This window comes from Arthrobacter pasteuri (assembly GCF_054510955.1).
The window spans coordinates 844,537-871,374 of the sequence record NZ_JBTNDO010000001.1 but is presented as its reverse complement, the minus strand read 5'-3'; the positions used below and the strand labels follow the sequence as shown (position 1 = coordinate 871,374).

The 26,838-nt window shown below is 68.4% G+C and carries 18 protein-coding genes; 9 read left to right on the top strand and 9 right to left on the bottom strand.

The features are described 5' to 3' along the window. Nucleotides 1-178 precede the first annotated feature (178 nt). Nucleotides 179-601, top strand: a complete 423-nt coding sequence (locus tag ACX80H_RS04070; protein ID WP_459311212.1) for a hypothetical protein — start codon at nucleotides 179-181, stop codon at nucleotides 599-601. Here ACX80H_RS04070 and ACX80H_RS04065 read toward each other — a convergent pair. Continuing rightward, nucleotides 564-4,718, bottom strand: a complete 4,155-nt coding sequence (locus ACX80H_RS04065) for an FtsK/SpoIIIE domain-containing protein (protein ID WP_459311211.1) — start codon at nucleotides 4,716-4,718, stop codon at nucleotides 564-566. The genes ACX80H_RS04070 and ACX80H_RS04065 overlap by 38 nt on opposite strands. A 194-nt stretch (nucleotides 4,719-4,912) precedes the next feature. On the opposite strand from ACX80H_RS04065, the gene ACX80H_RS04060 reads away from it, so the two are divergent. From ACX80H_RS04060 to ACX80H_RS04035, 6 genes are all read left to right on the top strand, one after another. Further along, nucleotides 4,913-6,970 carry an acyltransferase family protein gene (locus ACX80H_RS04060; RefSeq protein ID WP_459311210.1) on the top strand — a complete coding sequence of 686 codons (2,058 nt, stop codon included), beginning with the start codon at nucleotides 4,913-4,915 and terminating at the stop codon, nucleotides 6,968-6,970. Nucleotides 6,971-7,121: 151 nt separating this feature from the next. Then, nucleotides 7,122-8,309: a UDP-galactopyranose mutase gene (gene glf / locus ACX80H_RS04055; RefSeq protein ID WP_301226703.1), complete on the top strand. Its 1,188-nt coding sequence runs from the start codon at nucleotides 7,122-7,124 to the stop codon at nucleotides 8,307-8,309. Next, nucleotides 8,306-10,333: a glycosyltransferase gene (locus tag ACX80H_RS04050; RefSeq protein ID WP_459311209.1), complete on the top strand. Its 2,028-nt coding sequence runs from the start codon at nucleotides 8,306-8,308 to the stop codon at nucleotides 10,331-10,333. Before glf ends, ACX80H_RS04050 begins: the two co-directional genes overlap by 4 nt. After that, nucleotides 10,330-11,238: an ABC transporter permease gene (locus tag ACX80H_RS04045; RefSeq protein ID WP_459311208.1), complete on the top strand. Its 909-nt coding sequence runs from the start codon at nucleotides 10,330-10,332 to the stop codon at nucleotides 11,236-11,238. The genes ACX80H_RS04050 and ACX80H_RS04045 overlap by 4 nt, the downstream gene beginning before the upstream one ends. Continuing rightward, nucleotides 11,238-11,966, top strand: coding sequence for an ABC transporter ATP-binding protein (locus ACX80H_RS04040; protein ID WP_459311207.1), 729 nt, complete (start codon nucleotides 11,238-11,240; stop codon nucleotides 11,964-11,966). Before ACX80H_RS04045 ends, ACX80H_RS04040 begins: the two co-directional genes overlap by 1 nt. Before the next feature lie 81 nt (nucleotides 11,967-12,047). Next, nucleotides 12,048-14,048 carry a DUF6541 family protein gene (locus ACX80H_RS04035; protein WP_459311205.1) on the top strand — a complete coding sequence of 667 codons (2,001 nt, stop codon included), beginning with the start codon at nucleotides 12,048-12,050 and terminating at the stop codon, nucleotides 14,046-14,048. A gap of 82 nt (nucleotides 14,049-14,130) precedes the next feature. Here the strand turns inward: ACX80H_RS04035 and rfbA are convergent, their stop codons facing one another. Further along, nucleotides 14,131-15,003, bottom strand: coding sequence for a glucose-1-phosphate thymidylyltransferase RfbA (gene rfbA, locus ACX80H_RS04030; RefSeq protein WP_459313358.1), 873 nt, complete (start codon nucleotides 15,001-15,003; stop codon nucleotides 14,131-14,133). 115 nt (nucleotides 15,004-15,118) lie between these two features. On the opposite strand from rfbA, the gene ACX80H_RS04025 reads away from it, so the two are divergent. Continuing rightward, on the top strand, nucleotides 15,119-16,339 hold the full coding sequence (locus tag ACX80H_RS04025) for an acyltransferase family protein (protein WP_459311203.1): 1,221 nt from the start codon (nucleotides 15,119-15,121) through the stop codon (nucleotides 16,337-16,339). Next, nucleotides 16,336-18,249 carry a hypothetical protein gene (locus ACX80H_RS04020; RefSeq protein WP_459311201.1) on the top strand — a complete coding sequence of 638 codons (1,914 nt, stop codon included), beginning with the start codon at nucleotides 16,336-16,338 and terminating at the stop codon, nucleotides 18,247-18,249. The genes ACX80H_RS04025 and ACX80H_RS04020 overlap by 4 nt, the downstream gene beginning before the upstream one ends. 175 nt (nucleotides 18,250-18,424) lie before the next feature. Here ACX80H_RS04020 and ACX80H_RS04015 read toward each other — a convergent pair whose 3' ends face one another. The 7 genes from ACX80H_RS04015 to ACX80H_RS03985 form a co-directional block, all read right to left on the bottom strand. Continuing rightward, nucleotides 18,425-19,522: an NAD-dependent epimerase/dehydratase family protein gene (locus tag ACX80H_RS04015; RefSeq protein WP_459311200.1), complete on the bottom strand. Its 1,098-nt coding sequence runs from the start codon at nucleotides 19,520-19,522 to the stop codon at nucleotides 18,425-18,427. A 22-nt stretch (nucleotides 19,523-19,544) separates the two neighbouring features. After that, the gene (locus tag ACX80H_RS04010) at nucleotides 19,545-20,432 is read right to left on the bottom strand and encodes a glycosyltransferase family 2 protein (protein WP_459311198.1); all 888 of its coding nucleotides are present in this window, start codon (nucleotides 20,430-20,432) and stop codon (nucleotides 19,545-19,547) included. Nucleotides 20,433-20,489: 57 nt separating this feature from the next. Then, nucleotides 20,490-20,984, bottom strand: coding sequence for a DUF2304 domain-containing protein (locus tag ACX80H_RS04005; RefSeq protein WP_459311196.1), 495 nt, complete (start codon nucleotides 20,982-20,984; stop codon nucleotides 20,490-20,492). A 3-nt stretch (nucleotides 20,985-20,987) separates the two neighbouring features. Next, a complete protein-coding gene (locus tag ACX80H_RS04000) occupies nucleotides 20,988-21,725 on the bottom strand; it encodes a glycosyltransferase family 2 protein (protein WP_459311194.1) in 738 nt (245 codons plus the stop codon). A gap of 58 nt (nucleotides 21,726-21,783) precedes the next feature. Beyond that, complete coding sequence (locus ACX80H_RS03995) at nucleotides 21,784-22,776, bottom strand: glycosyltransferase family 2 protein (RefSeq protein WP_459311193.1); 993 nt, start codon at nucleotides 22,774-22,776, stop codon at nucleotides 21,784-21,786. After that, the gene (locus tag ACX80H_RS03990) at nucleotides 22,773-24,089 is read right to left on the bottom strand and encodes a hypothetical protein (RefSeq protein WP_459311191.1); all 1,317 of its coding nucleotides are present in this window, start codon (nucleotides 24,087-24,089) and stop codon (nucleotides 22,773-22,775) included. Before ACX80H_RS03990 ends, ACX80H_RS03995 begins: the two co-directional genes overlap by 4 nt. A 75-nt stretch (nucleotides 24,090-24,164) precedes the next feature. Further along, the gene (locus ACX80H_RS03985) at nucleotides 24,165-26,804 is read right to left on the bottom strand and encodes a GH25 family lysozyme (RefSeq protein WP_459311190.1); all 2,640 of its coding nucleotides are present in this window, start codon (nucleotides 26,802-26,804) and stop codon (nucleotides 24,165-24,167) included. Nucleotides 26,805-26,838: the final 34 nt, after the last annotated feature.

Here is a 26,838-nt window from a genome sequence, read left to right as displayed (position 1 = left end):
CATAGTAAAGGGGCCGACTTCGGCCCCCGGGTTTGCACTGCATTTAAGGCTGTCACGTTACCAACGCGTAAACAAGGGGTTTATCGTTCTATTTGGATTCATGCGTGAGGGGTATGTCACAGCGACCCATCCTTTACACTGCGCGGACCGTCCCGACGCGGTCGGGTAGGGTTCGATGGTGGCCACAGACCCAGCCCCGGATCCCTCGAACCGACCACCCGGCGTCCTCCTGATAGCCGCAGTCCTGATACTCGAGGCGGTCGCACTCGTCGTACTCGCAGCAGGCTCCGTCGCGGCGATCTTCGGGGCCGACCCCGTCTCGGTCGGAAGTTCGGCCTTCCTCGTCGTCCTGTTGCTGCTGGTCGCGGCGTTCCTGGGCGCTCTTGCCAGGACGCTCACGGCGGGCTTCCGGTGGGCGCGTTCGCCGTCCCTCGTCGTCCAGCTCTTCCTGGTCATCCTCGCCTTCCCCTACTTCTCGTCCGGCAACCCGGTCATCGGACTGCTGCTGCTGGTCCCCGCCGCCGCGATCATCGTGACCCTGTTCACGAAACCCGTCGTCGACTTCACGGTGCGGACGATCGGGAACGATAGGACGCTGTAGGTCCGTCAGGTTCGTCAGGTCCCGCCGCGTCAGCGCCCGGAGCAAGCGCTACCTGGACCTCGACGACGTGCGCGGGATCGCAGGCATAGCCCCTCCCGGGGATCGGGGTCCCGTCGACATCCAGCCGTACCCCGAAGAAGTCGCCGTCCCCGGGTGATCTCGGCGACAGGACGAAGCCGCGGCCCGTCCCGCGGGCCAGGAGCGAGAGCGGCACGCGAGCCAGCAGCGCGTGGTTCGGTGGAGCGGACAGCACCGCGGCGGCACCGGAGGCGACGAGCCCCGACAGTGCCTGCTGGGCGTCGCCGGGCAGCTGGTCGGCGTCGTCGACCACCAGGATGCAGCGCTCCGGAGGGGCAGCACGGGCCCGGCGTTCCGCGATTCCCCGCCAGAAGGCCGCCGCCTCCTCCCGCCCGGCGCCCTCCGGTGGCGCCAGGACAGCACGCCGCGGAGGAAGGGCGGCCGAGGCCGCAAGGACCCGCAGGGCGTTGGTGCGTCCCGACGACGCGTGTCCGAGCACCAGGTAGACCTCACCGGGCCGCACGTTGACGCAGTAGGGGCGCAGGTCGTCGCCGGACACTCCCAGCAGCAGCCCCCCGCACTCCGTCCCGGCCTCCCTGCGCGCAGCGAGTCGTCCGAGGGGGACAGAGAGTGGCAGGGGGTGTACCGGAAAGGGAGGCCTGGCGGGAGGGCCATCCGGAAGCAGAACGGTCCCGGGGTCCAGGACCAGCTGGCATGCTCCGTCACCCCAGCTTCCCGTGATCCTCCCCTGCACGAGACCCCGTCCTGCCACGGCGTCGACCGGCGGCAGCTTCGGCCAGGTCATCGTCATTTCCGCATGTGCACCGAGGGGCAGGTAGACGCGGTTCGGCAGCAGGGCGAAGAACCGTGACGAGGTGAGGTCGCGGTCGCCGTCGACGAGTACCGTCACTCCGCTCCGGGCGCCGTCCCGGACGACGGCGTGCAGATCGTCCTCCGCGTGTGCGGCCCTGCCGGTGCGGAACTGGCTGCTCCACCGTCCCCACCCGGTGATCACGAGGACGATGAAGGATTTGTCGTCCTGTCGGCCCACGGGCAGGGCGGACAGCCGCTCGAGCACCCGGGCGGCCCGCTTCGTCTCGTGGGGCTGCACATGGGCGCCGACCCGGAGGCTGAAGGCGTGGCCCGCCAGGGTCCCGTCCCCATCGAGCAGGTACAGGTGTACGTGCGGGTCGGACAGCAGGGACACCACGGCCGACCCGAGGGCCTTGTTCGCTCCACTGCCGGGGAGTCCGACGAACGCCAGGTGGGAATGGTCTCCCGGCCGCCACTGCAGGAGGCGTTGCTCCTGGCGGTCGGGGAAGTCGGCGACGCCGAGCGCGATGGCGGCGGGACGCGGAGAGGCCGCCGATGACGGCGGGTCGGCCGGCAGGAACGCGGAACACCCGGCGGGGGAGAGCATTGCGGGCAGGGGCGGCAGCACGGGGTGACGGGGACCCGATGGAGCGGCATGCCGGAGTGCGGCTGCGGCGATGTTCCCGGCTGCCCGCTGAAGAATGCTGTGCTCCGCGGTGTCGCCGTGCTCCGCGGTGTCCGATGGGTCGCGGCTGCCGATCCCGGCCGCGCCGTCGACGGTGCCGTCGACAGGAGGAGCGGGATCATCGGCCGCGGGTCGAGGACCGTTCCGATGGCCGCCTCCGAGATAGGCAGCAAGATCCTGCCAGCCGGGAGAACCCGCCGGTGCAGACAGGTACGAGCACGACGCCACCTGGAAGGCGATCGGGGGTTCGGTCCCACGGCGCAGGAACGCCCTGCCCGGAAGATCGATGGAGATGTCTGCTGCCGCCGCGGACCCGAGCAGATCCTGCGATTCCCCGGCCGTCTGGACCCTCAGGAGGACGGACGAGGTGATGTTCGCCCTGATGTCGGGCGTGACCGCACCCTGCGCCCGCTGGGTGGCGAGCACGAGATGGACCCCGAGTGACCTGCCGAGCGCGGCGATCTTCATGAGGTCCGGGACTGCGGTCGGAACCTCGTCGCTCAGCATCCGGAATTCGTCGATCACGACGACCAGTCGCGGCGGACACGACGACGGGGACGCCCGGCGCAGCTCCACCAGGCCGTAGGCGCCGTGCTCGGCGCACAGCTGCTCGCGGCGCCGGAGCTCCGCGCGGAGTGAGATCAGGGCACGTCCGGTCGACTCGGTCGACAGATCGGTCAGGCATCCGACGCAGTGCGGCAGCGCCGCGAGGATGCCGAGGCCGGACCCGCCCTTGTAATCGATCAGGAGCAGCGCCAGATGCTCGGGAGCCTGGTCGAGGGCGAGTCCGAGCACGAACGTCCTCAGGAACTCCGATTTCCCGGAACCGGTCGTACCGGCGACCAGGAGGTGCGGACCGTCCCGGACGAGGTCGATGGACAGCGGGCCGGAACCCGATTCACCGAGATATGCCCTCGGGCTTTGGACGTGTGCCGAGGACCACCGGCCTGGGGCGGTCGTCGCCAGGTCATCAGGGCTTCCCCGGCGGGACCACAGGGAAGCGGATCGCGGTGGGACGGCGACCTTCCCCGCCGCAGCGCCGGACGCAGCAGGCCGCGCGGCGCCCGCTGCTGCCCGGGCAAGGGTGCGAGCTGCCCGTTCGAACGTCCGGGCAGACACGCCATCGGGAAGGACGTCGTACTCCCGCCCGTCGATCCGGGCGCGGGCACCGCCCGCAGCAAGGGTCATGCCTGCTCCGGCCATGGCCCCTCCCGCTGCTGCGTGGCTCCCCGACGCGCTCGCGGGGCTGCCCCGCTCGCCGGCGAAACGGACGACGAACACGCCCGGCGCCCGCGGAAGGTGGGGGAGGTCGGGGGAGAACTGGAGCACCAGGCGCACGCCTGCCTGCCCGATGAGCGGGGCCAGCACGACGGGGTCCCGCGTCAGGCGGACATTGGGAAGGAACCGGGCGGAGTGCGGAACGTCCGCTGCAGATCCCCAGCAGAGCACGGGCGGGGCGCCCGATTCGGGGTGGGCCAGCTGGAGCAGGACGGCGCGGGCCAGCGCCTGCACCGCCCCGGTGTCCCCGACGATGGTGAAATCCTGCCCGCCGGTCTCCTGTCCGCGGCGTGTGCAGTGCAGGACCAACGGCAGATCGGGGAGGATCGGCGGGGCGAAGGATTCTTTGTCCCTGCCCACCGAAAGGTGCGCCGGCTGGTGTGCGGTCCCGAGCCGCAGCAGGAGCACGTCCGGGGCCGGAGGTGGTCCGCCGGGTCGTCGGGGTCCTTGCCGGCAGGCCCGCAGGGCGTCGAGGGCAGTCTGTCCGGGATCGGGAACCACCCGTGCGCGCCGTACCCTGTCCTGCTCGGCAGCGCGATGCACGGCGGGCTCGAAGATCCGGGCGGAACGGCGGTACGTCAGCAGGGGAACCAGGCCCGTGGCAGCGGACAGGGCACTGAAGGCGAGGAAGAACCACATGCCGGTCGTCAGTGCCAGGAGGACACCGACGACGAGCGGCAACAGTGCCGTCAGGACCAGGACACGCGACGGCCGGTGGGGCAGGTCCGGGCCGACGGGCAACGGTTCGAGGAGATCCGGGGTGGGTGCGGCCTTCCACCCCTCGTCGTCGATGAGTTCGATACGGCATCGGCTCGCTCCGAGACGAAGGTTCGCCGCCACCGTGATGGGGGCGCGGGTGATGCCCTCCCCGTCGACGAATGTCCCGTTCACCGAGCCCAGGTCCTCGAGGACGATGGAGTCCTCCGTCACGGTGAGGAGGGCATGGTTCCTGGACACCGCCGGATCGGAGACTACGATGTCGCTTCCGCTGCGGCCGATGGTGTAGCTGCCCCGCGTGAGTGGGATCACCTGGCCGGCGTCGGGACCCGAATGGACGACGAAGACCAGAGGGGGAACGGGTGCAGGAGAGCCCTCCTCGGCGCGGCTACCCGAGACGATGATCGCACCGTCCACCAGCCCACCGACGTGCGGGACCAACGTGGTGAGCGGGACGCCGTCGACGGCGAACGGACCGAGGTAGCCGGCAGCTGCAAGGCGGTCGGCCAGGGCGGCACCCGTGGGGAGGGCGTCGGTGTCGACGACGATCTCCCGGGAAGGGAACCCCGTCGGAGGACCGCTCGCGAGGGTGACGTGCAACTCCACGGGGACCTCCTGGGCGATGGCTTCGTCCGAGGCTAGAGGGACCGGGGGTGGGGCCGCGGAAACTGGACGGCTGTGTGGATAACAGGGACTGCGCCGGCGACGGCCACACGCCCGCCAAGCCGTCTCCCTGATTGGAGGATTTGCGCAGATGCCGCCGGTACAATCGGTCCTCGTGTCTACTCTGAAAGCCTGCAATGGCAATCCTTGAAGCGAGCCGTCCTGCCGCGCCCCGTGGCGGCGGGACGGGGGCCGACCGCGGCTTCCGGCCGGAGGTGCAGGGCCTGCGTGCCCTGGCCGTCCTGATGGTGGTGTCCTACCACGTCTGGTTCGGGCGGGTGTCCGGAGGCGTGGATGTCTTCCTGCTGATCTCGGCTTTCCTGCTGGCTCTCTCGTTCCTCCGCAAAGTGGAGTCGGGGCGGCCCCTAGAGCTGGGGCGGCACTGGCTGCACCAGTTCAAGCGCCTCCTGCCTGCCGTCGTCGTCGTGATTCTGGGGATACTCGGCGCGAGCTACGTGCTGGTTCCGCAGTCGCGCTGGTCCGACGTCATCGAGCAGTCTTGGGCTTCCCTCTTCTACGCCCAGAACTGGGTCCTAGCCTCCAACGCCGTCGACTACTACGCCAGCGACCACAGCCAGGCCAGCCCGCTGCAGCACTTCTGGTCGCTCTCGGTCCAGGGCCAGGTGTTCATCCTCTGGCCACTCCTGTTCCTCACGAGTGCGGTGATGGCGCGGCGATTCCGGTTGAAGTTCCGGGGTGTCGTCTTCCTCGTCTTCGGCCTGCTCTTCGTGGGGTCGCTGGCGTTCTCGGTCTGGGAGACCTACACCAACCAGGCCTTCGCGTACTTCGATACGCGGGCCCGTCTGTGGGAGTTCGCCTTCGGGACGCTGCTGGCACTGGCACTGCCGTTTCTGCGGCTGCCGCGCTTCGTGCGGGTCGTCGCGGGCTGGGTAGGCGTCGCGGCGATGCTCAGCGGCGGCTTCGTCCTCGACGTGCAGGGCCAGTTCCCGGGCTACGTCGCGCTGTGGCCGTTGGTCGCGGCCGCACTGGTGATCGTCGCCGGGCAGACGGACAGCGCCGTCGGAGCGGACCGCCTCCTGTCCTCCCGGCCGCTGGTCAAGGTGGGAGACCTGTCCTACGCCCTTTACCTGTGGCACTGGCCCGTCCTGGTGCTGGCCCTGATCTGGCAGGACAGGGCATCGCCGGGTGTGCTGGGCGGTTTCCTGGTGATCGGCGTGTCCCTCGTCCTGGCACACCTGACGATGCGTTTCGTCGAGCGTCCGATGCGCGCACTGACCTGGGCCGACCGGCGTCGTCGTCGTGCCGTTCTCGTCCTGATGATCTGTCTCGGAATGGTCGCCGCGCCGCTGGCCGGGTGGCAGCAGGTCATCCGCCTGCAGGCGGAGCAGGCCGAATCGCAGACGAGCGCCGACAACCCCGGCGCCGTCTCCCTGCTGCCCGGGTACACCGACGAGGTCTCCGAGGACGCCGTGATCCTGCCGGAGCTGAGCACCATCCGCGGTGACTTCCCCCGGCTCGACGCGTGCAGCGTCGAGTCGACATCCATCCCCTCCGAGCTTGCGGCTTCCTGCACCCAGCGGCTCGCCGAAGGGGAGGCGAGCAAGACCGTGGTCGTGGTGGGGAACAGCCATGCCCAGCACATGTCGACGGCGGTCGTCGCGCTCGCGGAGAAGTACAACTGGACCGTGATCGACCTGATCTCGCTCGGCTGCCCCTTCGGCCCCGCGGGAGGAGGGGTTACCCCCGAATGCGCGGAGTTCTACGAACGGTCCGCGGCCTACATCGAGGACCTGGCTCCTGATGCGGTGTTCACCATCGCGACGAGGACCCAGTTCGGCTCGAGCGCGGAGACCCTGATGCCGGACTTCGGGCGCACCGTGCAGCGGTTCACCGACAGGGGCATCGAAGTGATCGGAGTCCGCGACAATCCGCGCTTCGACTTCAACATGCCCGAGTGCACGGAGGAGAACGCGGACGCCCTGGAACTGTGCACCCCGGACAGGGACCGCGTGCTCCCGGCCGTCTCTCCGCTGGAGTCCTTCGACCCCGGCACAGCGCTGTACACCTCCGTCGACATGAACGATCTGGTGTGCCCGGGGGATGTCTGCCCGCCGATCATCGGCAACGTGTACGTCTACATCGACAACAACCACATCAGTGCCACCTACTGGCGCACGATGGTCTCCCGATTCGAGGAGCGCATCGCCGATACCGCGGTGCTGAAATCGGCGTAGGCCACCATCGCGGTCACCCCGCACACGTCCGGGGGCGCCTCATCCACGCGCTCGGCCCGCCGCCGGAGGCGGCGGCCGGTGGAAAGCCCACGCGCCGTGTCGGGTAGCCTTGAGCGGGCATGTCTGTAGTTCAAATCAATCAGGAGTATCTGTGAACGTTGATCTCGTCGTCGTTGGATCGGGCTTTTTCGGCCTGACCATAGCGGAACGGGCGGCCACCCAACTCGGCCTCAAAGTAGCCGTCCTCGACCGCCGCCACCACATCGGGGGCAACGCGTACAGCGAGAACGAGGCCCGGACCGGCATCGAGGTGCACCGGTACGGCGCGCACCTCTTCCACACCTCGAACGAGCGCGTGTGGGACTACGTCCACAACTTCACCGAGTTCACGAACTACGTGCACAAGGTCTACACCCGCCACAAGGGCGAGGTCTACCCGATGCCGATCAACCTCGGCACCATCAACCAGTTCTTCCGTTCCGCCCTCGGGCCGGCGGAGGCCCGCGCCCTCATCCAGGAGCAGGCGGGCGAGCTCGCCGGCACGGACCCCCAGAACCTGAACGACAAGGGCATCCAGCTCATCGGTCGGCCCCTGTACGAGGCATTCATCAAGTACTACACGGGCAAGCAGTGGCAGACCGACCCCAAGGACCTGCCGGCCGAGATCATCTCCCGCCTCCCCGTGCGCTACACCTACGACAACCGGTACTTCAACGACAAGTACGAAGGCCTGCCGGTCAACGGCTACACGGCATGGATCGAGCGGATGGCGGACCACCCGAACATCGACGTGCAGCTGAATACGGACTTCTTCGACGAGGGCCACGAGTACTCACGGTCGACGACGCTCGGGCAGGTGCCGGTCGTCTACACCGGGCCTGTCGACCGCTACTTCGACTTCGCCGAGGGCGACCTCTCCTGGCGCACCATCGACCTCGAGGAGGAGGTCCTGCCCATCGAGGACTTCCAGGGCTGCTCGGTCATGAACTACCCCGATGAGGACGCGGCCTTCACCCGGGTCCATGAGTTCCGTCACTTCCACCCCGAACGGGACTACACGAAGGACGCGACGGTCATCATGCGGGAGTACTCGCGCTTCGCCGAGAAGGGCGACGAGCCGTACTACCCGATCAACACGTCGGACGACCGGGCGAAGCTGCTGGCGTACCGCGACCTTGCGAAGGGCGAGAAGTCGGTGCTCTTCGGCGGACGCCTGGGAACCTACAAATACCTCGACATGCACATGGCCATCGGATCGGCCCTCTCCATGTTCGACAACAAGATCACCCCCCACTTCACGAGCGGCCAGACGTTCGAGAGCGGCGGAGTGGACGCATGAGCGCCACGTCAGAGGTCAAGGAGGCCGTCATGGAACAGGACAGCGCAACGGTTTGGAAGACGGTGCACCGGGTCGTGTTCCCCACGGACGGCGACACCGACACACTGCCCCTCTACGTGGACTTCAATGCCGCACAGAGGGTCGTCGATGAGCAGCACCGTACCGAGCGGACCGGGGCGGGCACGACGGCCGTCGTGGCCCAGCACCGCGCCCAGCGGTCCGATTTCATCGTCGACAGGCGTCAGCTGCAGCTTCCGGCCTACCGCCGGGTCTCGTTCGGCACCTACTTCAACGCGTTCCCCGCGAGCTACTGGCGTGCGCACACGGACGTGTCGCAGGTGCGCCTGCTGGTGGAGGTCGATGGAGACGCGACCGTCGTCATCTACCGCTCCAACGCACGCGGGACCTCGAATCGCGTGGAGAGCATCCAGGTCGGCGCAGAGGAACCTGCCAGCATCGACCTGCCCGTCACGGCCTTCGGCGACGGCGGCTGGTACTGGTTCGACCTCGTGGCCCTCGACACCGACGTCACGCTGAAGCGGGCCGAGTGGGCTGTCCCGCAGCCCGAGGACTTCGACGCCGGATCCATCTCCATCGCGGTGACGACCTTCAACCGCCCCGACTACTGCGTCCGCCACCTGTCGACCTTCGCCGAGTCCGAAGAACTGCTCGACGTACTGGACCGCCTCATCATCACCGATCAGGGCACCCAGAAGGTGCGGGACCAGGACGGATTCGACGAGGCCGCTGCCCGCCTCGGCGACAAGTTCACGCTCCTCGAACAGGGCAACCTCGGCGGCTCGGGCGGCTTCGCGCGCGGGATGCACGAGACGGTCAACGACGGCCGCAGCAAGTACGTGATCCTGTTGGACGACGACGTGCTGGTCGAGACCGAGGGAATCCTGAGGGCCGCCAACTTCGCGGACTTCACCCGCAAGCCGACCATCGTCGGTGGCCACATGTTCAACCTGTACGAGCGCTCCGTGCTCCACAGCTTCGGCGAGGAGATCAACGAGTACCGCTACTTCTGGGGGCCCGTCACCAACACGCGCGAAGCCCACGACTTCTCGGCGAGCAACCTCCGCACCACGCCCTGGATGCACCGCAGGATCGACGTCGACTTCAACGGCTGGTGGATGTGCCTGATCCCGACCAGCATCATCCGTGAGATCGGTCTGGCGCTGCCCGTGTTCATCAAGTGGGACGACGCCGAGTACGGTATCCGCGCCAAGGCCCACGGCTTCCGCACCGTCTCGCTGCCCGGTGCTGCCGTCTGGCACATGCCGTGGACCGAGAAGGACGACACGATCGACTGGCAGGCCTACTACCACCAGCGCAACCGCTGGCTGGCCGCCATGCTCTACTCGCCCTACAAGCACGGTGGCCGGATGCCGCGGGAAAGCTTCATGGTCGACGTCCGCCACCTGCTCTCCATGCAGTACTCGGCGGTCGAACTCCGCCTCAACGCGCTGGAGGACCTCCTCGACGGACCGTCACACCTCCACAGCACCATCGGTGCGAAGCTGCCCGAGATCCGGAGGCGCAGGGCTGAGTTCGATGACGCCCGCGTCAGCAAGAACATCGCCGAGTTCCCGGAGGTGAAGAGGGTCAAGCCGCCGAAACGGGGCATCAAACCCGCCCCGCCGCGCACCCTCAAGGGCGCACTGATCAAGGCCGGTACGGGCGCACTGCGGCAGATGCGTCCTGCGCGCCCCGAAGCCGGCGTCCAGCCCGAAGCGAACGTACCCGCCATGGACGCACGGTGGTGGCGGCTGTCGCAGCTCGACTCCGCCCTCGTCTCGTCGGCCGACGGGTCCGGCGCGTCCTGGTACAAGCGGGACTCGGATCAGTTCCAGTCCATGCTGAAGCGCAGCATGATCCTGCATCAGCGTCTCCTGGCCCGGTGGGACACCCTCGCCGAGGACTACCAGAAGGCGCTGCCGGAGTTCACGTCGCAGCAGGCCTGGGCACAGACCTTCGAGAACGCACACCCGGCCGAAGGAGTAGGGAAGTCGGTCCTGTGACTGGTGTGTCGGACAGGGCCGGATCGGGAGGCGCATCGCGGGCCGACCTCGTGGTGCCGGGCTACGGCCACGGCCTGCGCGACGTCGTCCGCTCCCGCTACCTGCTGAAGCTGCTCGTCCAGAAGGAGCTCCGGGTGCGGTACCGGGGATCGGTGCTGGGGCTGCTGTGGTCCTACGTGAAGCCGGGTGTGCAGTTCGTGGTGTTCTACATCGCACTGGGCGTGTTCCTCGGCCTCGAACAGAGCGAGCGGAACCCGGCCGGCCTGCCCAACTACGCCATCTACCTGTTCTCCGGCATCGTCCTCATCAACTACTTCAACGAGGCGCTCGGCAACGCATCGCGAGCGATCGTGTCGAACGGTGGGCTCATCAAGAAGATCTATCTTCCGCGTGAGCTGTTCCCGATCGCGTCGACCTGGGTGTCGGCGGTGCATTTCGTGCCCCAGATCATCATCCTCGTCGTGGCGTGCCTGTTCTCCGGATGGTCGCCGACCATCCTCCAGCTGGCAGCGGCGTGCGCCGGTTTCCTCATCGTGACGATGTTCGCGATCGGACTGGGGCTTCTCTTCGGCGCGGTGAACGTGTATTTCAGGGACGCGGAGAACCTCGTGGACATGCTGCTGATGGTGGCGACGTGGGCCTCGCCGGTCCTCTACCCGTGGCTCCTGGTCCGGGACAAGCTGGGCGACACCTTCTTCACGATCTACCAGCTCAATCCGATCACCGTGGCGGTGGAGACGTTCCACTTCGCGTTCTGGCTACCGACCACCGAGAGGGCCGAAGCGATCCCGCCGAACCTCCTCTCACTGTGGATCCCGGTCGCGCTCGTCACGTCGGGGCTGATGCTGATCATCGGCCAGCTCGTCTTCCGTCGGCTCGAGGGCCGTTTCGCCCAGGAGTTGTGATGACCACCGCCATCGAGATACGCAACGTCAACAAGCAGTTCGTCCTCCGCCACACCCGTTCCATGAAGGAAGCGTTCGTCTGGCTCATGAAGGGCCGGAAGGGGGACCTGTCCGAGCGTTTCCACGCGCTGTCGGACGTGTCCCTGACGGTCGAACAGGGGGAGTCCGTAGCGCTCCTGGGGTTCAACGGGTCGGGCAAGTCGACGCTCCTCAAGCACATGTCCGGAGTGATGCGCCCGGACTCGGGATCCGTACGGACCCGGGGAAGGGTGGCCGGCCTCATCGAGGTCGGAGCGGGGTTCCACCCCGATCTCAGTGGGAGGGACAACGTCTACCTCAATGGGGCGATCCTCGGGATGGACCGGGACGAGATCGAGGCCAAGTTCGACTCGATCGTCGAGTTCTCGGAAATCGGCCAGTTCATCGATACCGAGGTCAAGTTCTATTCGTCCGGCATGTACCTCCGGCTGGCATTCGCCGTGGCAGTCCACACCGATCCGGAAGTGTTCCTGATCGATGAGATCCTCGCCGTCGGCGACGAACCGTTCCAGAAGAAGTGCATCGCCAGGATCCGGGAGCTGGCGGCGGAGGGCAAGACGCTCGTGGTCGTGAGTCACGATCTCGACATGGTCGCCAAGATCTGCGAGCGGGGTGTCCTGCTCGATCACGGCAACGTGCTCATGGATGGCCCGGTCCGCGACGTCATCAAGCGGCTCCGGTCCAACTAGTCCCCGGCGGCGAGAGCGCTGTGCGCCCGTCGAGCCACCCGGTTGAAACAATGCGGCCTTCGTGCTGCCGATGGAGGAAATGTGTCTTGGTGGTCGATCGCGCCGATTTTGGCGGTGACCGTGCTGGTGACCATCCTGCCGGGACTGCTTCTGGCGCTCTCGCTCGGTTTCCGTCGGCTGGCCGCGGTCGGCGTGGCGCCGCTCCTGACAGTGGCCACGGCGGGTGTAGCTGCTGTGCTCGGCTCACTGGTCGGTATCCCGTGGTCGATCTGGCTCGTTGCCGGGGGAGCGCTGATCTTTTCCGCTGGAGGCTACTTCCTGACGCGACGCTCGCGGGTCGAGGCTGAAGCAGGGACCCCGGCCCCCGACGGGTGGGGAGTCCTTGGAGCGGCAGGGGCGGGGTTCCTGGTCGGCTCCGGCCTCATCGCCTGGCGCACGGTCACGCTGATCGGGAACCCGGAGAACATCGCCCAGCGCTTCGACAACGTGTTCCACCTGAACGCCGTGGAGTACATCGTCTCCACCGGTGACGGCTCATCACTCACCCTGGGCGAGATGACGGGCAACTCGGGTGCGGCGGCGATCTATCCCGCTGCCTGGCATGCCCTGGCCGCCCTGGTCGTGCAGGGGACGGGCACATCCGTCCCGGTCGCCGTCAACGCGCTGAACATCGTCGTCGCGGCGGTCGTGTGGCCCCTGTCCGTCGTCCTCCTGGCGAGGGTGGTCGCAGGCCGGAACAGGGTCGTCCTCCTCTCCGCCGGGGTCCTCTCCGCCGCCTTCATCGGGTTCCCCTACCTCATGATGGTGTGGGGGCCCCTCTTCCCCTACATGCTGTCCGTTGCCCTCCTGCCGGCCGCTCTCGGGGCGGTCCTCCTCTTCCTGGGAATGGGCCGGCACCTGGCCGTCCCCACGCTCCCGGCGGTCCTGGTGGTCCTCATCGCGGTCGCCGCGCTGGCGCTGTCGCACATGAGCTCGGTCAACAGCCTCGTGCTGTTCGGCTTCCCTGCTCTCGTCGTCGCCCTCGTCACGAGGAGGAGGGCCGGAAGCAGGATCCGCTCGGCGAGGGCGAGCGCCGTCCTCAGGGCGGTCCTCGGCCTGGTCGCGCTGGGCGTGTCCATCCTCCTGTGGCTCAAGCTCCGTCCGGTGCCCTACGACGTATGGGGGCCGCACCAGACCCCCGGAGGCGCCGTCGGAGAGGTGCTGGCGTACTCGCCCATGGGCTTCCCCCTGGTGTCGCTCACCGTGTCCCTGCTCGCGGGAGCCGGGATGATCCACCTCCTGCGCCGCGGCGAGCAGCGGTGGCTGCTGGTGAGCTTCGCGCTGGTCGGCTATCTCTACGTCGTCGACGCCGGGCTGGAGCGGGGGCCATGGCGCGCTGTGCTCACCGGGATCTGGTATGCGGACACCAACCGCCTGGCGGCACTGCTGCCGATGTTCGGCGTCGTGTTCGGTGCGATCGGGACAGGTGCCGTGCTGGCGTGGCTGGGCGACGTCGTCCGACGAACATCCGTCGGTACGTCGCTTGCACGCGGAGTCCGCTCGCGGCCCGCGCTGGTCCGTGGGGCTGCGTCGCTGGCGGGACTGGGAGTCGTGGCCGTCCTGGTGGCCTCGGCGACCCAGACGAAGCCGCTCGAGACGTATCTGGAAGGGGGAGAGCTCTACTACCTCCGGGACACACCCACGTCCATCGTCTCCTCCGACGAGTACTCCCTCCTCGAGCGCGCCGAGGAGACCCTGCCGGAGGACGCGGTCATCGCGGGCAACCCATGGAACGGCAGCACTCTCGCCTTCGCGTTCACCGGGCGCAAGGTGCTCTCCTACCATCTCTTCGAGACCCAGTCACCGGCCGTGATGGAGGTCGCGGAGTCCCTGGGCGATGCGGCCACGGACGAGGAGGCCTGTGCTGCCGTCCGCGAGACGGGCGTATCCCACGTCCTCGACTTCGGTACCCAGTACCTCGTCGAGAACGGGGCGTCGCAGCTGTTCCCGGGCCTCGACGACCTCGAGGACTCCGATGCGGTCCGTCTCGTCGATGAGCAGGGCGCAGCCAAGCTCTACGAGGTCACCGTCTGTCAGGACTAGGCCCGCAGGTCGAGGCCTGCCGGAAGTAGGGTCTACCGGGCTGCAGATCCGCCGGCACGAGGGCGACGAGCGCCGCGGACGGTCAGTTGGACGACGTCGCCAGCAGGGACAGCAGATAGGATCCGTAGCCGCTCTTCACGAGCGGCGTGGCGATCGCCTCGAGTTCGGCATCGTTCAGGAACCCCTGCCGCCACGCGATCTCCTCGGGGGCTCCGATCTTCAGCCCCTGCCGGTGCTCCACCGTCCGGATGAAGTTCGATGCGTCACTCAGGGAATCGAAAGTACCGGTGTCGAGCCAGGCGGTCCCGCGGGGGAGGATGTCCACCTGCAGCTTGCCGGCTTCCAGGTACACGCGGTTGATGTCCGTGATCTCCAGTTCCCCGCGGGGTGAGGGCTTGAGGTCGCGGGCGATCTCGACCACGTGGTTGTCGTAGAAATAAAGGCCGGGGACCGCGTAGTTGCTCTTCGGATTGGCCGGCTTCTCCTCGAGGGAGAGAGCCTTCCCCGTCTCGTCGAACTCGACGACTCCGTACGCCGTGGGATCAGCCACCCAGTAGCCGAACACGGCACCACCGTCCACCTGCGCGAAACGACGCAGCTGCGTTCCCATGCCCTGCCCGTAGAAGATGTTGTCCCCCAGGACGAGGGCCACGGAATCATCCCCGATGTGGTCCGCGCCGAGGATGAACGCCTGGGCGAGGCCATCGGGAGAGGGCTGCTGGACGTACGTGAGGGAGACACCGAACCTGCTCCCGTCGCCCAGCAGGCGCCGGAACTGGTCCGCGTCCTGCGGCGTCGTGATGATGAGGATGTCCCTGATGCCCGCAAGGATGAGCGTGGACAGCGGATAGTAGATCATCGGCTTGTCGTACACGGGTACGAGCTGCTTGCTGATTCCCAGGGTGATCGGATGCAGTCTGGAGCCGGTACCCCCGGCAAGGATGATTCCACGCATACTGCGCATTATTGCCTCGCGTCACCGTGGCGCCAAATCGTCCCGGAGGCCGGGCGGGGACTCCGGGGTAGGATGACTGGGTTGCCCTAGTGTCGGTCGTGCTGATGGAGAGATTGTGCCACGGAGTAAAAAGCCGTCCGGACTCTGGTTCGGCCGACCGTTCGATACCCGGAACAACAGCCTGAACCTGATCCGCCTGGTGCTCGCGCTGGCGGTGCTCGTGCATCACAGCTGGCCCCTGTCGGGACGCCCCGAGGAACCAGCCTTCGCCGGGGACACCCTCGGAGGGTGGGCCGTGGCCGGGTTCTTCGTCGTCAGCGGGTACCTCATCACCGCAAGCCGGTTCAGCCACTCCCTGGGGGAGTACCTGGTGCACCGCGTCGCCCGCATCATGCCGGCCTTCATCGTCTGCCTCGTCGTCGTCGCGGGCTTCTTCGCCCCGCTCGGGTACCTCGCCGCCAAGGGCAGTCTCGACGGCTTCTTCACGACAGGTACGACGCCCTTCAACTACGTCTTCTCCAACCTCGGGCTGAAAATGCTGCGGTACGACGTCGCAGGGACGCCCGCGGGCGTCCCCTACCCGGGTGCGTGGAACGGCTCGCTGTGGAGCCTCTACTACGAGTTCTACTGCTACGCGGTCCTCGCCTTTTTGGGGATCTTCGCGATCATCCGCAAGTTTCCGTGGCCCCTGACCATCCTCTTCGTCGCCAGCGTGATCGTCCATGCGTCGGTGGAGGACGTCGCTCCCTTCACCCAGGGGAACTTCGACTTCGACCTGCTGTTCCGCCTGCTGCCCTTCTTCCTCGGCGGAGCCGTCGTCCTGGCGTGGAAGGACCGGATTGGCATCCACTGGCTCCCGGGAGCCGCCTCCGCCGCGGCCGCCGTGGCGGTCACGGCCCTCGTACCGGGCTGGGGCGGCGCCGCGTCGGCTGTCTTCATCGCGTATGCGACCCTCTGGATCTCGACGCTGCTGCCCTCGCCGATGCTGATCCGGAAGAACGACGTCTCCTACGGCGTCTACATCTACGCCTTCCCGATCCAGCAGCTGCTCGCGGTGTACGGCGTCCATGAGCGAGGGCTCGTCGTGTACATGCTCGTGGCCGCGGTTCTCACGATCGCGGCGGGGATCGCGAGCTGGCTGCTGGTCGAGCGGCCCGTGATGCGCGCCGTACGCCGGCACGGGAAGAAGGCCGAGCCCCGGCAGACCGAACCCCCGGCAGGAGCCGTGCCCTCCGAGGCGGCGCAGCCCGAGGGAACGGTTCCCGCAGGGCAGCAGGGCGACCCGCTCGTGGCGCAGCAGTCGAAGGTTGTCGAGATCCAAGCGACCGGAGGGTGAGCCTCCCGGTCACCGAGGTTCGGCCCCAGCCCGCAGGCACGGCACGTGTTCTCATCCCGGGCGCCGCAGGCGCCGGAGCGTTCCTCGCCGTCGTGGCCCTGCGCCTTACAGGCTTCCTCGAGGGCCCTGCGATGATCATCGTGCTCGGGCTGATTCTGCTTGCCCTTCCGACCTCAGCTTCCCTGTCCCGGCGTATCCTGCTGATCCTCCCGCCGGTGCTGGGATTCGTTCCCCTGCTGTGGTGGGTTCCCGGGCTGTTCGCCGTCGTGGACTACGGAACGTTCCTGCTGGCAACGGCGCTCGGCGTGCTTGCTTCCTGGGTGGCCTGGGCCTCGGGGCGGCCCGGCGAGCTCCACCGCCTGCTGCCGGAGCTCACACCGCTCGATGCGTTGCCGATCGTGACCGGTGCCGCGGCCGTCATCACCCAGCTTCCGGCGCTGACTGCAGGCACCGCCGGGAAGGCGCTGTCGCTGCTCTCGCTCAGCTGGGACAACGCCTCGCACTTCACCATGTACTCCACCCTGCAGGCCCGGGATCGCGTGATCCCCCTGCTGGGCGTCGCCGCGGACGGCAGCAGATGGTCCTTCCAGGACTATCCGCAGGGCTTCCACGCGGTGCTGGCGACGCTGTCCCAGCTCGTCTGCGGTCCCGGGGCGCTCGGACCCGAGGCCGCCGTCGTCGCCTTCGCCCGCCTCAGCGCGGTGGTGACAGTGCTGTCGGCGGTTCTCGTCTCCGCCGGGCTGGTGTCCCTGCCGGCCATGCGCAGGCGGCCCGGGGTTGCGCTCCCGGTGCTCTCCGCCGTGTCGGCCGGGTGGTTGTTCGGGCCCGGCGCGATGGCCTACCACCACGGGTTCCCGAACTTCTACCTGGGGGTCGCGCTCGTGGTCTCGGCGGTGCTTGTGGCGTTCACCATGGAAAAGCCGCTGCTTCCCCTGCCGCTGGCGGCTCTGGGCGGGTCGGCGGTCGGTGTGGCCCAGAACTGGGTGCTGCTCCTCGTGTTTCTGGCGCCCCTTCCGCTGATTCTGTTCCTGCCGCGGCGCAGGGTCCGCTGGCGTGCCTCCCGGAGCGGGTGGGCCGCTGCGCTGCTCACAGTGGTGCTGACGCTTGCGGGGGTGGGTCTCGCGCTCCGGCAGATCTCGGCGATCGAGGTGAAGACGGTCATCGGGGCGACCGGGGGAGTGCCCCGGCCCGAGGTCGTCGAAACCACGGCAGTGTTCGTGCTCTGCGCGGTACTCTCGATCCTGGCGCTCCGGATGCATCGGGCGGGCTCCCTGCCGCGGATGCGACTGCCCCTTCTCGTCCTTACCGCGGGGACTCTCTTCGCGGTGTGGCTCGGCGGAGTCCAGCTCCTCGAGGCGGGCAAGCTGTCCTACTACGTCCTCAAGTTCCTGATCGCGTTCGAACTCGTCGCGCTGGTCCTCGCTGCCGTGGCGCTGATGGTCCTGATGGACCGGCGGCGGCAGCAGCGCCGTCCGCTCCCTGCTTCGTCCACCGTCCGGCTGCCCGGCGTCGTGGCGTCGGTCCTGGCGGCGCTGGCAGCGACGCAGCTGTTCGGCGCCGCCCCCCTGGCCTGGGGGCACACGCCGCTGGGGACGTCGGCAGCGGCCCAGGAGGTCGCCGACCAGCAGAAAGTCCTGGCTGAGGTGCCCGCCCATGTCCAGAGCCTGCTCAGGGCCGTCGAGCAGGGGAACGGCGAACCGGCAATCTACGTCACCACCGAGGACGGGAGCGTCTTCCACCCTATTCTGGCCCAGCAGTGGTACAGCGGACTCAGCGGTACCTACACCGAGGGCAGCTGGAAGCTGTCACTCAACATGTTCCCGCTGTCCGGCGGGCCGAGCACGGTCGACGGCGTGGTGGACTCCATCCGCGCCGAGGCGCCGGACACCCGTTTCATCATCGACCCCTAGGGCCGCCGCGACACCACCTCCTGCGGGCCGGCCCGTCCGGGAGTGGGCCGGCCGGCAGGAGTCCCGTGAACAGGGAATGTCTCCGGATACAGGAAAGTCCCCGCGCACTGCGCGGGGACTTTCCTGTGGTGTTGCCGGGGCCGTCGGCCCGGGGTGCCCGGGCCCGGCCCGGCGGTTATGCGGGCTGGACGTTGGCCTGGGAATCGATCCACTGGGCGAGCCGGGTGATGCCCTGCTCCAAGTTGTACTGCGGGGTCCAGCCGAGTACCTCGTTGGCCGCGCTGACATCGGCCCAGGCGTGTCGCACGTCGCCCTGCCGGTACTGGCCGGTGACGTGGGGTTCCGGGGCGCCGTAGTACCCCGCGATGATCGCCGCAGCGGTTCCGATCGTCTGGAACTCACCGGAGCCGATATCGAGGGGCGTGTCGCTGACGGTCGGGGAGGTCGCTGCGGCCACGAGGGCCGAGGCGACGTCGTCGATCAGGATGAAGTCGCGGCGGACCTCGCCGTCCTCGTACAGGGGGATGGAGGTGCCGGACTTTGCCATCCTGCAGAACAGCGACATGATGCCGGTGTAGGGGTTGATGAGCGACTGGCCCGGCCCGTAGACGTTCTGGAGCCGGAGGACGGCCGTCTCGACGCCGTAGGACTTGCCCCACGCCACGAGGATGTTCTCCTGGGCGAGCTTGGTGGCCCCGTACACGCTCACCGGGGCAGGGAAGACGTCGGAGGCCTTCATCGCTGTCGGCTCGGCGTCGGGGAAGTCCCACTGGGCCTGGTCGAGCGTCGCGCTGGTGCGCTGGCCCGGGTAGAAGAGCGCGTCCGCTCCCGTGCGGCGCCAGGCGCCCTCCCCGTACACGGCGCGGCTGCTCGAGAGCACGATGCGGCGCGGCAGCTTCTTGTGGCGGTTGAGCGCATCGAGCATTTGCGAGGTGCCGACGACGTTGGTCATCGTGTGCCGCGTCGACTCTTCGAGGGATTGCCCCGTGCCGGTCTCGGCGGCCAGGTGGATGATGACGTCGGGGGTCACCGTGGCAAGGACGCTGTCCCAGACGCCGGCGTCGGTGATGTCGCCGCGGACCAGCTCCGCCGATGCGTGGAGTTCCTCCGGACGCTCGCCCGTCTCGTGGATCTGGGGGTGGAGGTTGTCGACGACGACGACGCGGCCGAAGGAGGCCGCCAGGGCGCTGGAGATGGCGGTCCCGATGAAGCCGGCTCCGCCGGTGACGAGGACTGTCTGTTCCGGCGCGCCGGAACGTGGGGCATGGGTCATGTGAGCCTTCCTGAAGGGGCCGTTAGAGGCCGAAGATGTGGCGCGCGAGCGCCTTCGCTGCGGTGTGGTTGCGGCTGAGGAGGGCGCCGGGCAGCAGGGACGCAGCGTGGGCCCGGGAGGTGAGGCGGAGCCGGGCGGCGCGTTCAGCGCGCCTCCAGTCGAGTTCCTTCGCCTGGCGGGCAGCGAGGCTGAAGTACTCGCGCTCCCCGGCGAACCGGGAACCGTCGACGAGCTTGGAGGACGAGGCGCTGGCCGAATGGCGCCGGTAGGAGAAGCACACCGTGGGCTCGATGAGCAACTGGTCCCCCTTGTAGATCATGTCCATCACCAGGGCGAGGTCCTGGATGATGGGGAAGCCCTCACGGAAGTCGACCTCGCGGATCTTGGCGGTGCGGAATGCGAGGGAGGGCCAGTACAGCCAGTCTCCGTGCATCAGGTTCGCCGCGATCGACTCGCCCGAGACGAGCTGGAGTCCGGTACCGCGCGGGCGGACCAGCTTTTGCTTGGCCGTGTCGGCGAGGGTCGTCACGACGGTGCCTGCCTCGTCGATGATCCGCACGCCCGGCTGGAGGATCGCCGCTTCGGGGAACCGCCGGTGCGCGGCGAGGATCGTGTCGACATAGTTCGGCAGGAGGACGTCGTCGCAGCCGAGGATCGTCATCAGCTCTTCCGTCGCCAGCGAGACGCAGGTCCGGTAGTTCGCGGTGATGCCTTCGTTCTGCTCCTTGCGGATGTAGGTGATCCGCTCGTCGTCGATCCCGTCGAAGTATTCCTTCACCGTGAGGTCGGGGTACGCGTCGTCGACGACGGTCAGCCGCCAGTCGGCGGAGTCCTGCGCCAGGACACTCCGGACGGTCTCCTTGAGATAGCCGGGATCTCCCCAGTAGGGGATGAAAATGTCCAGTGGCATGGGTAGGCCGGCCTTCCGTGGTGGGTGGGGCGGAGGGTTCCGCCGGGCATCGTGATGTCAGGGGTGTTTCTGCTTCTGCGGAGGGTGCGCGGCGGATGCGCCCTTCCCTCCTGAAGATCCATGCTCCGGGACTGAAGATCCGTGCTCCGGAACGCGGTTCTTTCCCGGTGCCGCGAGTGCCCCGGCGGCTCCCTTGTCGGAAGGGAGGGCGCGCTCAGGGGCAAGGGCCTCGAGCTGGGCCCGCAGGATCGCCACTTCCTCGGCGAGGGCCCGTGTCTCGTCCTCGACCGAGGAGATTTCGACGGAGAGGTGCAGCAGCACGCCGAGCACGAAGAGGATTCCGAGGGCGAACAGCAGGTTCGAGGGGACCTCGACGCCCACGGCTTCCGCCGCGATGGCCAGCAGCTGGGGGAACGCGCCGAGCACCACTGTCGCTGCGCCCACGATCAGCCAGAGGGCGGCGTACTTCTCCCGGATCTTCTTGCGCCGCAGGAGGTCGAGGATGACCGCGACGATGATGATGGCCAGCACGAAGGCGGCGATGGTTTCCAAGAGTCAGGCTCCCATGAGGTGGACTGGGCCGGATTTCCTGCGTGTCAGGGCGAACAGCAGGGCGAAGACGGAGCGGCCGAGGTAGATCGCCGCCTTGGTCGGATTGTGGCTCGGAGTGCCGCCCTGGCGGACGCGCATCTCCACGGGGACCTGGACCACCCGGCAGCCCGATTTGATGGCGACGACCAGCGAATCGATGGTGTCGCCGAGGTACTCCGCCGGGTAGTGGTCGAGGTACTGGGCGATGGCCCGGGTATTGGCCGCCCGGAAGCCGCTGGTCACATCCGTCAGGCGCGTCCTGGCGAGGGAGGAGATGACCCCCGCGAGGAACTGCATGGCCCATTTGCGGGGCCCCGACACCCGGTATTCGCCGCGTTCGGCGAAGCGCGCACCGATGGAGATGTCGGCGTTCTCCAGCCCCCGGAGCACCCGCTCGATATCACGGGGGTCGTGCTGGCCGTCGGCGTCCACCTGGACGACGGCGTCGTAGCCGCTGCGGGCGGCGTACTTGAAGCCGGCGCGCATGGCTCCGCCGACACCGAGGTTGAAGGGCAGCCGCAGGACGGTGGCGCCGGCGGCCTCCGCCTCGGCCGCAGTCCTGTCGGAGGATCCGTCGTCGACGACGAGCACGTCGTAATGCTGCTCCATGGCGAGCGTTTCACGGACCGTGTTGCCTACGGTCTGAGCCTCGTTCCATGCGGGCATGATGACGAGGGCGCGGGAGTAGGGCGCTTTGGGCATGACTTCTAATCTACCCCACCGGGGCGGGCGGACCCGGCTGGCCGGGTGTGCGCTCCGTCTACTCCGCGCCGTAGGAACGCCGCGCGTAGCGCCGGTACACCGACCCGAACAGCGCGGGTGCCGCCTTGAGGAGTACCCCCGCTGCGGCGAGGTCGGGACGCGCCCTGGCGCAGTCCGCCAGGCGGCCGAGCGGCAGGTCCGCCCCGTACTGCCGGAGGGAACGTCCTCCCGTTGCGGTGGAGCCGGATGTCGCGGCGCTCTGTGCGGTGAGGAGCGTCAGGAGCGTCAGGAGCGCCTGGTACGGCGCCCGGAACCGACCGCGCCGGAAGGCGGCGTCGAGATGGAGGTCGAGGTAGGTGAGGGCTTGCCCCACGTCCTCCCTGGACGGCACCCTGCCCCAGGTGAGGGAGCCCGCGGAGATCCGGTAGCGGTAGAGGGGGCGCTGCAGGACGATGACGTGCCTGGCCCGGGGGTAGAGGGCGAGGTTCACCACCATGTCCTCGAACCGCTTGAGGCCTTCCGGGTAGCGAAGGCCGTCGAACAGGCTCCGGCGGTACAGCTTGTCCCAGGGGAACGGCGTGATGCGATCCGCCAGTGCCGCGCGAAGTGCCGTGCGCCCATCCATCCGCCCGGCATTGCGGCTCGAGCGCGGGCGCTCCTCGGAACCATCCACGGATACGACGTGGCCGCACACCACGATGTCGGTATCCGCGTCGCAGGCGCTCGTCAGCGCTTCGAGGTAGTCGGGCAGCAACTCGTCGTCGGCGTCGAGGAAGGCGACGAACTCGCCGGCCGCCGCGTCGAGACCCGTGTTCCTGGCAGCGGAGCTGCCGCGGTTCTCCGGGGAGTCGATGACGCGCACCGGCCGGTCCGGGACGCTCGCTGCAAGGGCCCGGGCACGCCGGGCGGAGTCGTCGGTCGAGGCATCGTCGATGACCAGCAGTTCCCAGCTCTCATAACTCTGGGCGATCACGCTGGCAAGGGCGCGCTCGATCGTCGAGGCACTGTTGTAGACGGGCACGATCACGCTGACGAGGGGTCCGGTTGTCACCGTCCGATACCTTCTTCCGCTGAGGTTTCGGCTTTCCGACGCCCGGTGGAGGTCAGGAGGGCCGTGAGGTGGACGAGGGCTCCTACGACGGGGCCCAGCACCAGGCTGAGAATCACCCGAGACTCCAGGGAACCGGGCAGCAGGAGCAGGAGGAAGGTGGCTGCGGTCGCCGTCAGCCAGCCCATCGAGTAGGCGGTGTGCGCACCTCGCGCGAGGCACGCGGTTCCCGTCACGGTCAGCACGGCCATCAGGCACCCGGCGAAGGTCAGGGCTGCCATGGCCAGGGGTGCGACGACGTAGGCGGGTCCGAAGACCAGCATGATCCAGGGCCCGAGCAGGCCGGCCGCTACTGCCCCGACGACGCCGAGGGCGAGCAATGCCGCGGCGGGAAGGGCGATGGCCCGGACGAGAGCCGTGCCCGTCACGCCGACGAAGCGTGAGATGAGCACCGACTGGAAGGCCTGGAGGGGAATCATGATCGGCGCGCGGGTGAGGGAGATCGCGAGGATGAGGGGCGCCGCGCCGGCGTACTGCTCGAGGGGTGTCGTCAGGCGCAGCAGGATGGGGAACCCGGTGATGAGAGCGGCCGTGGCCGCGGCCGACAGCATGGCATGGCCGGTGTTGGCCAGGAGGGCCGCTGTGCCCACGTCGGCTCGTGCGCGGACCGCCGACCGTGACGACGGTGCGAACAGGAGGATGAGCAGCCAAGTCAGCGCACCGGCAGCACTGGCGGCCTCCAGCCCGACCCGCGTGGACACGGTGAGTACGACGACGACGACGAGGAGCAGGCGCAGCACCGCTTCGGAGGCGGCGAGTCCGGCGAACAGCGACCACCGCTGCGACCCTCCAGCCGCCCCCGCCAGGGAACAGTGGCCGGCATAGGCGACGGAGGCCACCGAGAGGACAGCGACCAGCAGGATCGTGTCGTCCGGCAGGATCGACGGCGCCCAGAGCGGTGAGGTCGCAGCGATCAGCACTGCTCCGCCACCTCCGATCAGCAATCCGAGGGGGAAGACGGCCGCACCGTGCGCTGGTCGCCCGGTGTCCGTCGCTGCCGTCCGGACGGCACGGGTGAACTCGTTGATGATGCCCGCGATGATGCCGAGGATGAGGAACAGGACGGCCCAGAAGGTGAGGAACTGGGCGTTCTGTTCCGGGCTGAGCGCACGCGCCGCGAGGAAGAGGATCAGGTAACTCGCACCTGCGGCGATGACCGACGCTCCGCCTACCGCCGGCAGTCCTTTGCCCTGGGTTCGTCCGCCCTTCACCTGCGCGGGTTCAGCCGCGGACTCGGGCGGATCACTTGGGGACATAAGCCCCGATCATAGCGATGCGGTCCATCCCGGGCACAATCTGACGGGTGCCCGGGATGGAGCGCCTGGTGGGGGTTAGGAGCGGGTGACGCCGCGGGTGGGGGACCAGGTGAGTTGGCCTTTCTGGAATTTCTGGGTGCAGGTCTTGGTGGTGGTGGTGCAGGTTTCGTCGGTGGTGGGGTAGCCGAGGGTGCCTTTTTCCCAGCCGGTGGCGCGCCAGGCGGCTCCGATGGCGCCGCTGGTGGGGTGGGCGCCGGTGGTGGGGGACCAGTGGATCTGGCCGCCCTGGAAGTTCTGGTAGCAGCCGCTGTTGATCAGTCCGCAGGCCTGGTTGCTGGTGGGGTAGCCCAGGCTTCCGGCTTCCCAGCGGGTGTTCCCCCAGGCGTTGTTGAACACGCCGCGGGTGGCGTAGGCGCCGGTGGTGGGGGACCAGTGGATCTGGCCCTTCTGGAAGTTCTGGTAGCAGCCGCCGTTGGTGAGTCCGCAGATCTCGCCGCTGGTGGGGTAGCCCAGGGTTCCGGTTTCCCAGCCGGTGGAGCGCCAGGCGGCTCCGATGGTGCCGTAGGTGGGGTTCGCTCCGGTGGTGGGGGACCAGTGGATCTGGCCGCCCTGGAAGTTCTGGTAGCAGCCGCCGTTGGTGATCCCGCAGACTTCGTTCGCGGTGGGGTAGCCGAGTTTGCCCTTTTCGCGGCCCAGTGCACTCCAGGTGCTGTCGATCGCGCCGGTAGTGATGGCTGTTCCCGATGCCGGGGAGGTGTAGATGTTGCCCTTCTGGAAGGTCTGGAGGCAGCCGCCGTTGACGAGTCCGCAGATGGCGTTGCTGGTGGGGTAGCCGACGCGGCCCTGTTCCCAGCCGCTGGCGGCCCACGCGGCGCTGATGGTGCCGCTGGTGATGTAGGCGCCGGTGGTCGAGGACCGGTGCATCTTGCCGCCCTGGAAGTTCTGGTAGCAGCCGGCGTTGACCAGCCCGCAGACCTCGTTGCCGGTGGGGTAGCCCAGGGAGCCCTGCTCCCAGCCGGTCTGGCCCCAGGCCCTGCCGAAGGCTCCCCAGGTCGCGGAGGCGCCCGATGCCGCGCTCCAGTGGATCTGGCCGCCCTGGAAGTTCTGGTAGCAGCCGCCGTCGACCAGCCCGCAGGCCTCGTTGCCGGTGGGGTAGCCCAGGGTGCTGTTCTCACGGCCGAGGGAACTCCAGGTGCCGTCGATCGCTCCGAGGGTCAGCGCCGCTCCGGTGAGCGGGGACCAGTAGATGTTGCCCTTCTGGAAGGACTGCACGCATCCGCTGTTCTTGAGCCCGCAGGTCAGGTCGGTGACCGGGTAGCCGAGGGAGCCCTTCTCCCAGCCGGACCTGCCCCAGGCACCGTTCACGGCTCCCTGCGTGGCATGGGCTCCGGTGGCCTTGGTCCAGTGCACCTGCCCGTACTGGTAGTTCTGGTAGCAGCCGCCCTGGCTGATCCCGCAGACCAGGGACGAGATCGGGTTGCCGATCGCCGGGGTCCGCGCAGCCGAGGCCTGCACCAACGGACCCGCCACACTCACCACCGACTGGACCTGCGAGTTGACGGCGAAGGCGGACAGCTCGGCTGCCGTTCCGCGCCAGACGTTGGAGTCTCCGACGAAGGGGCCGGTGCTGCTGTACTGCCACACCGCATAGGACGACCACCCGTTGGGCAGCAGGCCCGCCGATGTCTGCCCGTAGGCGGCGATATGGAGGGGATGATCAGCGAACGCGCCCGAATTGCCGGTGCACGTGGCCCACCAGTCCGTCGTCGTATAGATCATGGGCACACGGCCGGTCAGCGCGCGCACCGTCGAGGAGAAGTCCCGAAGCCACGCGACCATCTGCGCCGCCGACATGTTGTAGCAGGAATTGCCGAGCGAAGGGTAGGGGTTGTATTCGATGTCCAGGAGCGGAGGGAGCGTCCGTCCGTCTGCCGACCAGCCTCCGCCGTTACGCACGAAATAGGTGGCCTGCTCGGCTCCGGAGGATCCCGTCGTCGGGATGGCGAAGTGGTATGCCCCGCGGATCATGCCCGCGTCCGCCGCCCCCTTGTACTGCTGGGAGTAGAACGGGTTGACGTACCCAGTGCCTTCCGTCGCCTTCACATAGGCGAACTCCGACCCCTGGACCCGGGCAGTGCGCCAGTCGACGGTGCCCTGATGGCTGCTGACATCCATCCCCTGGATGCCCGCCGGGCGCCACGTGGCCGCCAGCCCACCGGACTGGTCCGTCGATGACTGCTGGGACAGCAGGGGTGCTGCGACCTGGGCGTTGCCTGTCGCCGAGATCCGCTCCAGCCCCTGGCCCATGTGGGCGTTGCCCCGACCGCGGAGTGCGTCGGCCGCCGAGGGGGACGCGACGGACGCCGCACCGTCCCTGGGCAGGACGGCGTCCGGCGATACCGGCGCCGCTGGTACCGGCGTCACCGCATCCGGTTTCTCCGGCGTCTCTGCGTCCGCCTCCGGTGACGCGGACGGAGCCGGTGCCGGCTCTGCCGCCGGAACGGGGTCAGCGGTAGGTGCGTTGTCAGCCGTTCCCGCCTCCCCGGCATCGGTCTGCGCCCCGGTAGTAGGCGCTGACGGTTCGGCCGTCGGACCGGGCTGGGTGAGCGGAGACGGAAGAGTCGGCTCCGAGGCGACCGCCGGCAACGGCGCGAGCGTCAGGGCCCCGAGAAAGGCCGCGGTCGCCAGCTTGGCTGTCAGGGAAAACGGGTGCATGTCGAAAGTCCTCATCGTCAACGGGATGGAGCGC

Excerpts from the sequence above, each read along its gene's own strand:
- ACX80H_RS04060 (WP_459311210.1), top strand. The coding sequence starts at position 4,913 with ATGGCAATCCTTGAAGCGAGCCGTCCTGCCGCGCCCCGTGGCGGCGGG.
- ACX80H_RS04050 (WP_459311209.1), top strand. The coding sequence starts at position 8,306 with ATGAGCGCCACGTCAGAGGTCAAGGAGGCCGTCATGGAACAGGACAGC.
- ACX80H_RS04040 (WP_459311207.1), top strand. The coding sequence starts at position 11,238 with ATGACCACCGCCATCGAGATACGCAACGTCAACAAGCAGTTCGTCCTC.
- rfbA (WP_459313358.1), bottom strand. The coding sequence starts at position 15,003 with ATGCGTGGAATCATCCTTGCCGGGGGTACCGGCTCCAGACTGCATCCG.
- ACX80H_RS04015 (WP_459311200.1), bottom strand. The coding sequence starts at position 19,522 with ATGACCCATGCCCCACGTTCCGGCGCGCCGGAACAGACAGTCCTCGTC.
- ACX80H_RS04010 (WP_459311198.1), bottom strand. The coding sequence starts at position 20,432 with ATGCCACTGGACATTTTCATCCCCTACTGGGGAGATCCCGGCTATCTC.
- ACX80H_RS04000 (WP_459311194.1), bottom strand. The coding sequence starts at position 21,725 with ATGCCCAAAGCGCCCTACTCCCGCGCCCTCGTCATCATGCCCGCATGG.
- ACX80H_RS03990 (WP_459311191.1), bottom strand. The coding sequence starts at position 24,089 with ATGTCCCCAAGTGATCCGCCCGAGTCCGCGGCTGAACCCGCGCAGGTG.
- ACX80H_RS03985 (WP_459311190.1), bottom strand. The coding sequence starts at position 26,804 with ATGCACCCGTTTTCCCTGACAGCCAAGCTGGCGACCGCGGCCTTTCTC.